This is a genomic window from Flavobacterium zepuense, assembly GCF_007097145.1.
Lineage (GTDB): Bacteria > Bacteroidota > Bacteroidia > Flavobacteriales > Flavobacteriaceae > Flavobacterium > Flavobacterium zepuense.
Map to the genome: position 1 here is coordinate 173,468 of NZ_VJVZ01000009.1, position 12,475 is coordinate 185,942.

Genomic DNA, 12,475 nt, shown 5'->3' on the forward strand with positions numbered 1-12,475 from the left:
AATACGTTAGAAACGTACTATTTTTAAGGCTTTCTTTTTTCTCAGGAAGTCCTGGATTATCTTTTTAGTATCCTTATTATTTTCCATAGGCACAATGATATTTTTAAGGATGTCTATTTTATTAACCTGGTAATTAAGGTTAAAAAACGCATAGCCTTTGTAAACGCCATTTTCTATAAGTACCGCGCTGCGTTCATCAATGGTGCGGCCACGGTCTATAATAACCATGCTTTGGTTGTAAAAACTGTTGGCAGCAATAAACTCGTTTACACGCAGGTTGTATTCTTCAGGCATTTCGCGGCCCACGCAGGCACCGTTACAGCCATCCAGCTCCAGCGGAAAACACGCCTCTTTAGCCGAATCATCCATGCGATTTATTTTTTGGCACAGCCTGTATTTTTCTACAATTTTAAAAAGAGCGCTGCGCGCCTCTACAATACCCGGAAAAGAAATAATTTCTTTTTTACGGCCATCCGTTTTAAGCAGGTTAAGGGTAATGTAGCCATGCGGGTCTTTTTCCGGGTACATAGACCACGGTGCGGTATTTACCTTAAGAATGCGGTTGTACACAGGCTTATTAACTTTAAGTTCGTGGCATTCTTTAAGCAGGGCGATAAGCTCGCTGCCCGTTTCCTCGTAAGTTACGGTAAAAGCTTCGCGCTGAATGCGCTTGTTTTTTCTTGATGTACCCGTAAAATGCTGGTTAACACGTTTTTTTACGTTGCGGCTACGGCCCAGGAAAATAAGGTCGCCGTTTTCGTTATAAATGTAGTAAAGCCCTGTAACCGACGGAATACCCTCAAGCAAATCCTGTAATTTGGGCGAAATGCCTTTTTTGGTTTCGCTCTTGATAAGGCTTTTTACGATCTCTTTCTCGGTATCTTTTTCTAATAACAGTTTAAATAGCTGAACCGTTGCCAGTGCATCTCCGGTGGCGCGGTGCCTGTCGCTCATGGGTATGCCCAGTGCGCGAACGAGTTTGCCCAGGCTGTGCGATTTTTGTTCCGGCAGTAGCTTTTGAGACAGCTCTACCGTGCAAAGCGTTTGCTTTTCAAAATTGTAGCCCAGGTTCTTAAATTCGGTTTTAAGCACACGGTAGTCAAACTGGGCGTTGTGTGCTACAATAATACAGCCTTCGGTAATCTCAATAATGCGCTTGGCCACCTCATGAAACTTAGGTGCGCTGCGCAGCATGGCATTATTAATGCCGGTAAGTTTTACCACAAAGGGCTGTATGGGTTTTTCGGGGTTTACGAGGCTTATAAACTGGTCGGTAACCTCATGGCCGTCATATTTGTAAATGGCAATCTCGGTTATTCCCTCTTCATTAAATTGTCCCCCCGTCGTTTCTATGTCAAGTATTGCGTACAAAAAATTTTATTTGAGTTTGAAGGCATAAATATACGAAGTTCGTAAATCAAAACCATGTTTTTTATCGATGTCCAAAAATACTGCTGCCAATGCGCACCATCGTGCTTCCGCATTCAATGGCCAGCAGGTAATCGCCACTCATTCCCATGCTTAGGGTTGTCAGTTGTTGGTTGCCGGTTGTTGGCAGCTTCGCAAGATTATTAAAAACTGACTGCAAATACATGAATTCTTTTCTAATCCGGGCCTCATCTTCGGTAAAAGTTGCCATACCCATAAGGCCGGTAACCTTAATGTTTTCCATAGCCTTAAATTCATCCGATGCTAACAGCTCGTTGAGTTCAGCTTCATCCAACCCAAATTTAGTATCTTCCTCTGCAATATGCATTTGCAATAAACAGTCAATAACCCTGCCGTTCTTTTTGGCCTGTTTGTTTATTTCGGCCAGTAGTTTAAGGCTGTCAACCCCATGCACCAATGTAACAAACGAAGCCATATACTTTACCTTATTGGTCTGCACATGGCCTATCATGTGCCACTCAATATCTGTAGGCATTTGCTCGTGCTTATCGGCCATTTCCTGTATCTTGTTCTCGCCAAAAATACGCTGGCCGGCGTTGTAAGCCTCCATCAAATCAGGCACAGGCCAGGTTTTGCTTACCGCTACAAGGGTAACGTGCTGGGGTAATGTGGCTTTTATTTTAGATAAGTTATTTTGTATTGACATGGTATAATTTTAATATTTTGCCATCAGTAAGTTGCAGGATGATGATTGTTCGAGAGCCTGTATAAACAACTCCCATACGCCAAAGATAATAGAACGCTAACCAAATGAAAACGATTTTTTAGATTAATCAGTAATTTTATCGTGGTTAATTGCGTATTTTGCAATGCTGTTTACAACAGGTAGGTAGTGGTGGGTTTTTACATGCCTTTATTGATTAATTACAATTACAAAATTTTATAAAAATGAAATTGGTGACCTTTAAGTTGCAGTTTTGCGTGCTATTTTTTTCTTTGATGCTGGTGTTAAGCGGATGTTCAACAACGTCCGATTCGGCTTCGCCGAGGCAAACCGTTACGTTGACAGACGGCTGGAAGTTTTCGAAAGAAGTTAAGGGCGATGCCTTTGCAGCTAACTTTAACGATTCCAGCTGGGAAAAGGTGAGTGTGCCGCACGACTGGGCTATTTATGGCCCGTTTGATAAAAAATGGGACATGCAAAAAGTGGCCATCGTACAAAATGGTGAAAAGGAAGCTACCGAAAAAACCGGACGTACCGGAGCCCTGCCACACATAGGCACAGGCTGGTACCGCAAAACCTTTACCCTGCCCAAATTTACAGAGGGCAAAAAAGCACTCCTGGTTTTTGAAGGCGCCATGAGCGAGCCACAGGTATATTTAAACGGTAAAAAAGTTGGGCAATGGGCGTATGGCTATGCCTATTTTTACATAGACATTAGCAAAGACCTGGTGGCAGGAGAGAACACGCTTGCTGTGCAACTTACCAACAGGGAGTATTCTTCGCGCTGGTACCCGGGTGCGGGTTTGTATCGCAAGGTAAATATTGTGGTTAAAAATCAGGAAAGTTTTGAGCAGTGGGCTACATATATTACTACGCCAACGATTGCCAGTAATGCCGCAACTGTAAACATTAAAACAACAGCTTCAGGCAGCGGTATTTATTTGGTAACAAAAATACTCGATGCTACAGGTAGAGAGGTTGCTTCACACAAAAGCGATGCAGTAGATCAGGGCTTTGAGCAAAATTTAGTGGTTCCTGAACCTAAACTCTGGAGCCCTGAAACCCCCTATCTATATACTGCCGTTACACAACTGTATGCAGGCGATGTTTTAAAAGACGAAGAAACTATAAAATTCGGTATTCGTGAAATTAAATATGAACCGCAAAAGGGCTTTAGCCTTAACGGTAAAATAACAAAGTTTAAAGGAGTGTGCCTTCACCACGATCTTGGCCCGCTTGGGGCTGCGGTTAATAAGGCTGCATTGCGCAGGCAGCTTACCATTTTAAAAGACCTGGGCTGTAACGCCATACGCAGTTCGCACAACATGCCTTCTATGGAGCAGCTGGAACTGGCCGATGAAATGGGCTTTATGTTCCTTGCCGAGAGTTTTGACGAATGGGCAAAGCCTAAAGTTGAGAACGGCTACCACCGTTTTTTTGAAGATTATGCCGAAAAAGATATTGTGAACCTGGTAAGGGCAACCCGCAACCACCCATGCATTGTGATGTGGAGCAGTGGTAACGAGGTACCCGACCAATATGGTGCCGAAGGCCTTACAAGGGCGAAATTTTTGCAGGATGTTTTTCATAGGGAAGACCCTACACGCCCTGTAACTGTGGGTATGGATCAGGTAAAACAAACTATGGAGTCGGGCTTTGGGGCGTTGTTAGATGTACCGGGGCTTAACTACAGAGTACACCTTTATGAAGATGCTTACAAAGCGTTCCCGCAAGGGTTTATTTTAGGGTCTGAAACGGCATCTACAGTAAGCTCACGCGGTATTTATAAATTCCCTGTGGTTCAGGCTAAAGAAAAGCAATATAATGACCTGCAAACATCGTCTTACGACCTTGAGGCGTGCAGCTGGAGTAATGTACCCGATGAGGATTTTGTGTTACAGGATGATAAGCCGTGGGTTATAGGCGAGTTTGTATGGACGGGCTTTGATTATCTTGGCGAGCCAACCCCTTATGACGAAAAATGGCCGTCGCGCAGTTCGTATTTTGGAATGGTAGATCTTGCAGGCATCCCTAAAGACCGTTTTTACCTGTACAGGAGCCGTTGGAATACCAAAGACGAAACCCTACACATACTGCCACACTGGAACTGGGAAGGCCGCGAAGGGCAAACTACTCCGGTTTTTGTGTACACCAACTATGATAGTGCCGAACTTTTTGTAAACGGCAAAAGTATGGGCATCCAGAAAAAAAGCAAAGCCACACCACAAAACAGGTACCGCCTTATGTGGATGGACGTGAAATATGAGCCGGGGACCCTAAAGGTGGTTGCTTTTGATAAAAACGGCAAGCCTGTAGCCGAAGAAGAAATACACACTGCCGGAAAACCGCACCATTTGGTTTTAGACCCGGACAGGAAAACCTTAACTGCCGATGGTGAGGATATCTCTTTTGTAACGGTAAGTGTGGTTGATGAAAAAGGCAATCCGTGCCCAACGGCTACCAACCAGTTGAACTTTAAAGTTAGCGGTGCCGGTACCTACAGGGCAGCCTGTAACGGCGATGCAACCTCGTTAGAGATCTTCCATAAGCCGACTATGAAGCTCTTTAGCGGTAAGTTGGTTGTTTTGGTACAGTCAGGCATAGAGTCGGGTGACATCCAATTAGAAGTTACTGGAAACGGTTTGGAGAAAGGCATGCTTAACCTTACTGCGAAGCAATAACAAGATATGACGCCATAAAAAGAAAGCCGACTGTAAATAACAGTCGGCTTTCTTTTTATATATGAACTTTAAACTCTTAACTCACAACTCATAAACCACCAGCCCGCTCCTGAATTTAGGCTCAATATAAGTGCTTTTTGGCGGCATGATAAGGTTGTTATCAGCCAGTTGCTTAATCTCGTTAATACTGGCAGGAAACAGCATAAAACCAACCTGATACTCGCCGTTATCTATCAGTTCTTTAATGATGGTAATAGGTTTGTTGCCGGGTATGTATTCTATACGCTCATCATTTCGTAAATCGCTGATACCTAAAAGCGGGTGTAGTACTTTTTCGTATAATATCTGGGCATCCAATGCCTCTAAAACCGAATCAAACTCGGTATTCTTTAACTGCAGGGCGTAAAATTCGCCACGCAGGTACATCCCAAAGCTGAATTTTTCTTCGGGTTTCCAAAGTTCCAGGTGCTTATTGGTAACTGTAAAATCTTTAGATAATGCTTTTAAAAATTGCTCTTTAGTAAGCCCGTTAAGGTCGTGAATAATGCGGTTGTACTCGTATATCTTCAGGTCGGTCTCGGCAATTAAAAAACTCATAAAGTAGTTGAGGTTGCCGTTACCGGAAGCCTTATCCTGCTCGTACAATAACTCTGATGATGCCGACCTGTGGTGCCCATCGGCAATATAAAGGCTCTCTATGCCTTCAAACTGCTGTTGCAGCCACTGTATCTCGGCTTCGTCTTTAACGCGCCACAGCGTGTGTTTATCGCGGTTAAGCGACGAAAATAAGTACAGCGGACGCTTTTGCTTGCGGTGGTGTATCCACTGTTGCAGTTCGGGTTTTTCGGGGTAGGTAATAAGCACCGGCTCGGTATTAAAGCCCGTTTGATGCAGGTAATCTTTAAAATACTCTACACGGTAGGGCAGGGTATCTTCGTGTTTTTTAATCACGTTGTTTTGGTAATCTTCTATAGAGGTACCTGCAATGATACCGGTAAAAACCCTGTTTTTACTCTGAATTTCGTATAGGTAAAATACAGCGCCGGCCTCCTGCTTAAGCACCTGCTCATCTTTAAACTCCTGGTATTTGGTGTGAACCGACTTAAACCTTGTTTCTGCCGAAGCTTTTTGCTGGTTGATGTATGCCGGTTTTAAAATGTGTAAAAACGAGAATGGGTTATAGTCCAGTTGCGAGGCCAGTTCGGCAGGGCTGTACTCATCATAAGAGCGTGATGTAACCAGGCTTACTTTATCGCGTGCCGGGCGAACTGCTTTAAAAGGGACTATTTTTGCCAAGGTTTGTTTAGGGTTTAGGGTTAAGAGTTGAGAGTTTTGAGTTACGGATTGCGTAAAATGTTGTCCCATTTCGACCATAGGGAGAAATCTCAAAATAAATAAGAAGATTTCTCCACTACGTTACACTTCGGTCGAAATGGAAAAACTGCCTGCTATTAGGGTCAATCTGCTAACTGCGACTGCGACCTGCCTACCGGCAGGCAGGCTGAAAACTATTTAGAGAATTGGCGCGCGATTTTCTCCGCTTTCTTACTCTCTGAATAATCGTAAAAACCTTCGCCAGATTTTACACCAAACTTACCGGCCCTTACCATGTTTACCAATAACGGGCATGGTGCATATTTAGGGTTTTTAAAACCATCGTGCATTACGTACAGTATAGACAGGCAAACATCTAACCCAATAAAGTCGGCTAACTGTAGCGGACCCATAGGATGTGCCATACCTAATTTCATAACCGTATCTATTTCATACACGCCGGCAACTCCGTTGTAAAGGGTCTCTATAGCCTCGTTAATCATGGGCATCAATATTCGGTTAGCCACAAAACCAGGGTAATCGTTAACCTCTACGGGTACTTTACCCAGTTTTTCCGACAGCTCCATTATAGATTTGGTAACTTCATCAGTAGTATTGTACCCACGGATAATTTCTACCAGTTTCATAATAGGAACTGGGTTCATAAAGTGCATGCCAATAACCTTGTCCTGCCTGTTAGTAACTGCCGCTATCTGCGTGATAGATATAGACGATGTATTGGTAGCCAGTATGGTATTGGAATCGCAAAACGCGTCAAGGTCTTTAAATATCTTAAGTTTAAGGTCTACATTTTCGGTAGCGGCCTCAACAACCAGGTCAACATTTACCACACCATCTTTAATATCGGTATAAGTAATAATATTGCCAATAGTTTTCATTTTGTCTTCGTTAGTAATGGTGCCTTTGGCAACCATGCGCTCCAGGTTGGCAGCAATGGTAGCCATACCTTTATCTAACGATTTTTCTGATACATCAATAAGCTTAACGCTAAACCCGCTTTGTGCAAAGGTGTGTGCTATGCCGTTGCCCATGGTTCCGGCGCCTATTACTGCTATGTTTTTCATGATAAGTTTGTTTTGTATATGAGTTTGGTTAGTTTGTAAAATCTACAAGATCTGTAATTACATTGGTTTCAAGATTGCCCAAATAAACCAGCCTGCGTTGTATGTAAGGCCTGATCTCATTAAAGTTAGAATGGTATTGTTCAGAAATTTTAGCCACCTTTTTAGTGCCTGCCATTATGTATATGTATTCGTGGCGGGAGTACCTGCCCCATACACTGGAAGTAAAATATCCGGTAATATCGTTAAGGAAATACTTATGCGGCTTGCCGAAACCAAAATAGCGCTTTACGGTTAGGCTATAATCGTCAAACGAAACCGCAACTATTTTTGTCCTGAACGAGTTGTATAAAGACAATACCCCGATAGCAGCAATGATATAAACAAATTTGCCGCCGGGTACGGTAGTAAAAACACTTTTAAATATGCTTACATGCCAAAAAATAATCAGCACTACAAATACTAAATAGAGTACTGATACATAAGCAGTATATTTAAATTTAGATGTCATTTGAGTGTAATAATGGGCAATTCAATTGTGAACGCATTGTGTTCACAATTGAATTGCTTAACATCTATAAGTATATTGGCCTGTAGCATGTATTAACTTTTAAAGCACTCAATAATTCTATGGGCTACGCGAAGTGCTTCGGTGCCGTCTTCCAGCGTTACTACCGGGGTAGTGTTATTGTTTATGGCATCCGCAAAGGTTTCAAGTTCGTCTAAAATGGCGTTGTTGGCCTCAACATCAGGGTTATCAAAGTAAATTTGCTTTTTGATGCCCTCTGCGTTTTGAAGTATCATATCAAAATCGCCGGGAACTTCGGGTGCATCCTTCATTTTAACCACCTCGCACACCTTGTCTAAAAAGTCGACAGAGATGTATGCATCTTTTTGGAAAAAGCGCGATTTGCGCATATTTTTCATAGAGATACGGCTGGCAGTAAGGTTAGCCACACAGCCATTTTCGAATTCGATGCGGGCGTTGGCAATATCCGGAGTGTCGCTTATAACCGACACACCGCTGGCATAAATATTTTGCACCTTAGATTTTACCACGCTTAATATTACATCAATATCGTGTATCATAAGATCTAAAACCACAGGCACATCCGTTCCGCGCGGGTTAAACTCGGCTAATCGGTGCGTTTCTATAAACATAGGGTTTTCTATCTTGTGTTTGGTAGCTGTAAAAGCAGGGTTAAAACGCTCTACGTGGCCTACCTGTCCTTTTACATTACGTTCTTTAGCAAGCTGCATAATTTCTTCGGCCTCAGCAACGGTATTGGCAATAGGCTTTTCTATAAAAAGGTGTTTGCCTGCGTTTATAACTTCTATGGCGCAATCGTAGTGCGAAAGGGTAGGGGTAACAATATCTACTACATCTACCGCCTGTATGAGTTCGCTTATTGTATCAAATTTTTTGTATCCAAATTCGTGTGCAACTTTATCTGCATTATCGCTGTTAGGGTCGTAAAAACCAACAAGCTCATATTTTTGGGACTGGTTTAGCAAACGCAGGTGTATCTTTCCCAGATGGCCTGCGCCCAAAACGCCAACTTTTAGCATAAGAATATATTTTTATCAAAAATAAGATTATTTACAGTCAATTTCCAAAAAATAGCATTCAAAACAACGATTGCACTGCGTTTATTTTTGTTGGCAAAGTTATTTTCAGCGCTTGGAAATTTAACAATTTGTTCACTATTTTTACGGTTCAACAATATCTACGTTTTGAAAGACACCGCCAAACATCAGGGACTTCGTAATCAATTGGTAAGCGTACTGCAGCAAAAAGGCATTACCGATAAAAATGTGCTGGAAGCCATTAAAAAAATTCCGCGCCACCTTTTTCTTAATTCCAGTTTTGAAGATTACGCCTACCAGGACAAGGCTTTCCCTATAGGTGCCGGGCAAACCATATCGCAGCCTTATACGGTGGCTTTTCAGAGCCAGTTATTACAGGTGGAAAAAGACCACAAGGTATTGGAAATTGGTACCGGATCAGGCTACCAAACGGCTGTTTTGTACATGATGGGCGCCAAAGTATATAGTGTAGAAAGGCAGAACGAACTGTTTAAATCCACATCGTTACTATTACCTAAGCTGGGTATTAGGCCCAAGCACCTTTCATTTGGCGATGGCTACAAAGGCCTGCCTAATTACGGCCCGTTTGACAGCGTTATTGTAACCGCAGGCGCACCCATGATACCCAAGCCGCTTATGGCCCAGCTAAAAATAGGAGGCAGGCTGGTAATACCTGTTGGTGGCGAAAATCAACCCCAGATAATGACATTACTAATACGCAAAAGCGAAACCCAGTTTGAAAAACATGAGTTGGGCGAATTTAGGTTTGTACCTCTTTTAGAAAATAAAAATTAATTATGCTGCGGCGGAGATGTAGTAAGCAAAAAGCCATCATAACGATGGCTTTTTCTATTTGTATTCTTTCTTTATCCTGTCCAGGTCGCGTTTGGTGTCGCGTTCTTTCATGGTTTCGCGTTTGTCGTAGTTTTTCTTACCGCGGCAAAGGCCAATATCAAGCTTTGCCATACCTTTTTCGTTAGTGAACAACCGTAGGGGTATAATGGTTAATCCCTGGTTCTGCACGCTTTTTAAAAGGCTTTTAAGCTCTTTTTTGTTAAGCAGGAGCTTGCGTTCGCTTTTAGGTATATGAGTAAAGCTTCGGCTATAGGCGTATTCTTCTATACTGGTATTAATAGCAAACAGCTCATGCTCATGAAATTCGCAAAAGCTTTCGGCAATAGATGCCTTGCCCAGCCTTATGGATTTTATCTCAGATCCTGCCAGTACAATGCCCGCCGTATACTTCTCGATTATCTCGTAATCAAACCGTGCGCGCTTATTTAATATGTTAACCGTTTTTTGCATAAGGACTGCAAATGTAAGCACAAATGTTTAATGCACCAACAGCATTAAGAAAGTGTTACGTTTTAATGAGCTCGTGGGTAATTTTACTGCCTGTAACGGTTATTTTGTACAGGTAGCCAAACTCATTATCGGGTATATCAGGATATGTTTTTTCTAAAAGCAACTCGTTAATTGCGGCCGGTATGGTATTGCTGTGTCCTACAATAAGCAATGTTTTGCCACGGTATTTATTGGCAAGCCCCATTAAGGGCATATCGGGGTCGTAGGTTTCAAACAGGTGTTTGTTTTGTGCTTCGCCTATGGGCCAGGCGGTAAGGGCTGTACGTTTATAGCTGGTTACAAAAAAGTAATCAATAGGTTTGTCTTTAAAATACTGTGCCCATTTTGCTGCACGGGCCTTACCGGCTTCAGATAACTCAGGGTCGGCACTGTTATCAACCTTTTCGGCATGGCGAATAAGGTAAATAGTAGTGGTAGCGCTTTGGCTCCATAATTTGGTAAAGAACAGGAAGGTTATAACAAGGTAAATGTTTTTCATAGGATGAAGTTGAATTATTATACTAACATCTAATTTTATTATTTAGTATTTTTACGGCATGGAAAAACCTACTTCTAACAACCCGATGCACGGCATTACCCTTAAAAAGATATTGGAAGACCTTGAAGCTTTTTACGGCTTTGATACCCTGGGCGAACTCATAAACATTAAATGTTTTAATGATAACCCCAGCATTAAATCAAGCCTTACCTTTTTGCGTAAAACCGACTGGGCACGCAAAAAGGTAGAAGAACTTTATATTAAAACACTGCCCAAACTAAACGCTTAAGCCTCGGCAATGCCTTTCCATTTTTTTATAGATACCGTAAAAAAGTACATGTAGGCAAATACCAGTAGGATATTAAGTGCTACAATAAGCATAATGTAGTTTTCTAAGAATAGGTATACAGGGTTGTAAATAGTAACGTATCCTTCATCAACCGGGATTTGCTCATTAAACTCTTTAGATATATCAAAAACAATGGCGGCTATTACCGGTATAACTGCGGGCAGCAGCCATAGTAAATGGTTGATTATTATAGCCGATATACCCTTGCTTGCATTCTTTTTTGCAATGTATATAAAGTAGCATAGTAATAAAAGCACAATTACTACCCATATAGTCAGGAAAAAGAACTCATCGTCTATCAGCATTACATTCCTGAAAAAAACATTGGTAATAAGTGCCGACACTACTCCTGTAATTATAGCGGTAACCCCAAAGCTTACCAAGGCTATAAGCCAATCCCTGCCCGATGTTACCCTGAATGAAAAGATTATAAGTGAAAGCCCAATGCTTAAATACAGTACAACAATTAGTATTTCGGGTTGTAAAGGAGGGTTTGTCCATCCTTCAGAAATTTTAGAGTAAGCATATTCTAACTGATCTAAAGGAATATAGTATTTAGGGTCTATTTCTTTTTTGCCATCAACAATACGCACAATGTTAGACTCGGCATCATACTTTAAGGTCAAATCGTATTCTGAAAGATCCTCATTTAGATCTGAATTTCTTTCGTAACGATAATCATACCCGTGTACCGGGGCATAATCATTTGCACCGATTACAAGGTACTTGTTAAAATCGGGGTAATTGTAAACATTATCCAGCCATTGCTGCGGGGTTAGGTTCGCTTTTAAATTATGCTCTTTTGCAATTTGTAATAGCTGTTGCATAACATGGTTAACCGAATCTTTTTTGTTAGCAACAAGCCATTGCTGTACAGTAACCCTGTTAACTGAATCCTGTTCATGATCCTGTAGCGAAAATGAATATGTTTCCATATTAACCAAAGACCTAAACAGGTATTTTTTGCCTTTATACGTAAAATACTCGCGATGTATATTTTTTTCATTAATTATAGTGTCAGCTTCAAAATGCCAGGTATTATCGGCAAACATAGATGCCTTGCTTATAACATCGAGTCTTTTTAGCGCTTCGGCTTCTGTATAGTAGCCTTTCAGCCTTACTTCCTTACCGTATAAAAAGCTTACAGTATACAGGCAGTTAATAAGGCATATAACAAAGATGAGCAGCCATTCTTTATATAACGAGGCCTTTTGCTTTGGATAAAAGTATTTGTAAGCATTGTTCCTTAAGTAATATACCAGCCATATGATAAACAATAGTAACGATAGTATAACGCTAAAAAAAGTTACAAAAGCAATGGTTTCATCAACATAATAGTCGGCTGATTTGTACTCTGTAAAATCTATAGCACCATAAATATATCCCCCAATAAAAAAGATAATATTTATTACTGTAGCTATTATAAGTGCAGTAACGATCCTTGTATTCCACAACAGCGGATGGTTAAGTAACAGGCGGTTTTGTATTTTGTTAAACATAGTGTGT

Annotated in this window: 12 protein-coding genes; 3 read left to right on the forward strand and 9 right to left on the reverse strand. The window is 41.5% G+C overall.

Annotation, left to right across the window (positions count from 1 at the left end; translation table 11 throughout):
• Positions 1-6 precede the first annotated feature (6 nt).
• Both FMM05_RS14470 and FMM05_RS14475 read right to left on the reverse strand, forming a co-directional pair.
• Positions 7-1,371, reverse strand: a complete 1,365-nt coding sequence (locus FMM05_RS14470) for an exonuclease domain-containing protein (protein WP_143374106.1) — start codon at positions 1,369-1,371, stop codon at positions 7-9.
• 61 nt (positions 1,372-1,432) lie between these two features.
• The gene (locus FMM05_RS14475) at positions 1,433-2,095 is read right to left on the reverse strand and encodes a YggS family pyridoxal phosphate-dependent enzyme (protein WP_143374107.1); all 663 of its coding nucleotides are present in this window, start codon (positions 2,093-2,095) and stop codon (positions 1,433-1,435) included.
• 242 nt (positions 2,096-2,337) lie between these two features.
• On the opposite strand from FMM05_RS14475, the gene FMM05_RS14480 reads away from it, so the two are divergent.
• Complete coding sequence (locus tag FMM05_RS14480; protein ID WP_143374108.1) at positions 2,338-4,794, forward strand: DUF4982 domain-containing protein; 2,457 nt, start codon at positions 2,338-2,340, stop codon at positions 4,792-4,794.
• Positions 4,795-4,875: 81 nt separating this feature from the next.
• On the opposite strand, the gene FMM05_RS14485 is transcribed toward FMM05_RS14480, so the two are convergent.
• From FMM05_RS14485 to FMM05_RS14500, 4 genes are all read right to left on the reverse strand, one after another.
• Positions 4,876-6,090: a DUF1015 domain-containing protein gene (locus tag FMM05_RS14485; protein ID WP_143374109.1), complete on the reverse strand. Its 1,215-nt coding sequence runs from the start codon at positions 6,088-6,090 to the stop codon at positions 4,876-4,878.
• Positions 6,091-6,302: 212 nt separating this feature from the next.
• Entirely contained in the window at positions 6,303-7,193 is an 891-nt protein-coding gene (locus tag FMM05_RS14490) for a 3-hydroxyacyl-CoA dehydrogenase family protein (protein ID WP_143374110.1), read from the reverse strand.
• Between the two features lie 28 nt (positions 7,194-7,221).
• Positions 7,222-7,701: a hypothetical protein gene (locus FMM05_RS14495; RefSeq protein ID WP_143374111.1), complete on the reverse strand. Its 480-nt coding sequence runs from the start codon at positions 7,699-7,701 to the stop codon at positions 7,222-7,224.
• A gap of 92 nt (positions 7,702-7,793) precedes the next feature.
• On the reverse strand, positions 7,794-8,759 hold the full coding sequence (locus tag FMM05_RS14500; RefSeq protein ID WP_143374112.1) for a Gfo/Idh/MocA family protein: 966 nt from the start codon (positions 8,757-8,759) through the stop codon (positions 7,794-7,796).
• Between the two features lie 165 nt (positions 8,760-8,924).
• On the opposite strand from FMM05_RS14500, the gene FMM05_RS14505 reads away from it, so the two are divergent.
• Positions 8,925-9,572 (forward strand): protein-L-isoaspartate(D-aspartate) O-methyltransferase, encoded by a 648-nt coding sequence (locus FMM05_RS14505; protein ID WP_143374113.1) that lies wholly within the window; start codon positions 8,925-8,927, stop codon positions 9,570-9,572.
• Between the two features lie 54 nt (positions 9,573-9,626).
• Here the strand turns inward: FMM05_RS14505 and smpB are convergent, their stop codons facing one another.
• Positions 9,627-10,082 (reverse strand): SsrA-binding protein SmpB, encoded by a 456-nt coding sequence (gene smpB / locus FMM05_RS14510; RefSeq protein WP_143374114.1) that lies wholly within the window; start codon positions 10,080-10,082, stop codon positions 9,627-9,629.
• 55 nt (positions 10,083-10,137) lie between these two features.
• Entirely contained in the window at positions 10,138-10,620 is a 483-nt protein-coding gene (locus tag FMM05_RS14515; RefSeq protein WP_143374115.1) for a phosphoglycerate mutase family protein, read from the reverse strand.
• A gap of 58 nt (positions 10,621-10,678) precedes the next feature.
• On the opposite strand from FMM05_RS14515, the gene FMM05_RS14520 reads away from it, so the two are divergent.
• Positions 10,679-10,909, forward strand: coding sequence for a VF530 family protein (locus FMM05_RS14520; protein WP_143374116.1), 231 nt, complete (start codon positions 10,679-10,681; stop codon positions 10,907-10,909).
• On the opposite strand, the gene FMM05_RS14525 is transcribed toward FMM05_RS14520, so the two are convergent.
• Complete coding sequence (locus tag FMM05_RS14525; protein ID WP_143374117.1) at positions 10,906-12,468, reverse strand: hypothetical protein; 1,563 nt, start codon at positions 12,466-12,468, stop codon at positions 10,906-10,908. The genes FMM05_RS14520 and FMM05_RS14525 overlap by 4 nt on opposite strands.
• Positions 12,469-12,475 lie beyond the last annotated feature (7 nt).

Bases quoted from the DNA above. Each gene is read 5' to 3' on its own strand.
- FMM05_RS14475 (WP_143374107.1), bottom strand. From the start codon at position 2,095: ATGTCAATACAAAATAACTTATCTAAAATAAAAGCCACATTACCCCAG.
- FMM05_RS14480 (WP_143374108.1), top strand. From the start codon at position 2,338: ATGAAATTGGTGACCTTTAAGTTGCAGTTTTGCGTGCTATTTTTTTCT.
- FMM05_RS14490 (WP_143374110.1), bottom strand. From the start codon at position 7,193: ATGAAAAACATAGCAGTAATAGGCGCCGGAACCATGGGCAACGGCATA.
- FMM05_RS14495 (WP_143374111.1), bottom strand. From the start codon at position 7,701: ATGACATCTAAATTTAAATATACTGCTTATGTATCAGTACTCTATTTA.
- FMM05_RS14500 (WP_143374112.1), bottom strand. From the start codon at position 8,759: ATGCTAAAAGTTGGCGTTTTGGGCGCAGGCCATCTGGGAAAGATACAC.
- smpB (WP_143374114.1), bottom strand. From the start codon at position 10,082: ATGCAAAAAACGGTTAACATATTAAATAAGCGCGCACGGTTTGATTAC.
- FMM05_RS14515 (WP_143374115.1), bottom strand. From the start codon at position 10,620: ATGAAAAACATTTACCTTGTTATAACCTTCCTGTTCTTTACCAAATTA.
- FMM05_RS14520 (WP_143374116.1), top strand. From the start codon at position 10,679: ATGGAAAAACCTACTTCTAACAACCCGATGCACGGCATTACCCTTAAA.
- FMM05_RS14525 (WP_143374117.1), bottom strand. From the start codon at position 12,468: ATGTTTAACAAAATACAAAACCGCCTGTTACTTAACCATCCGCTGTTG.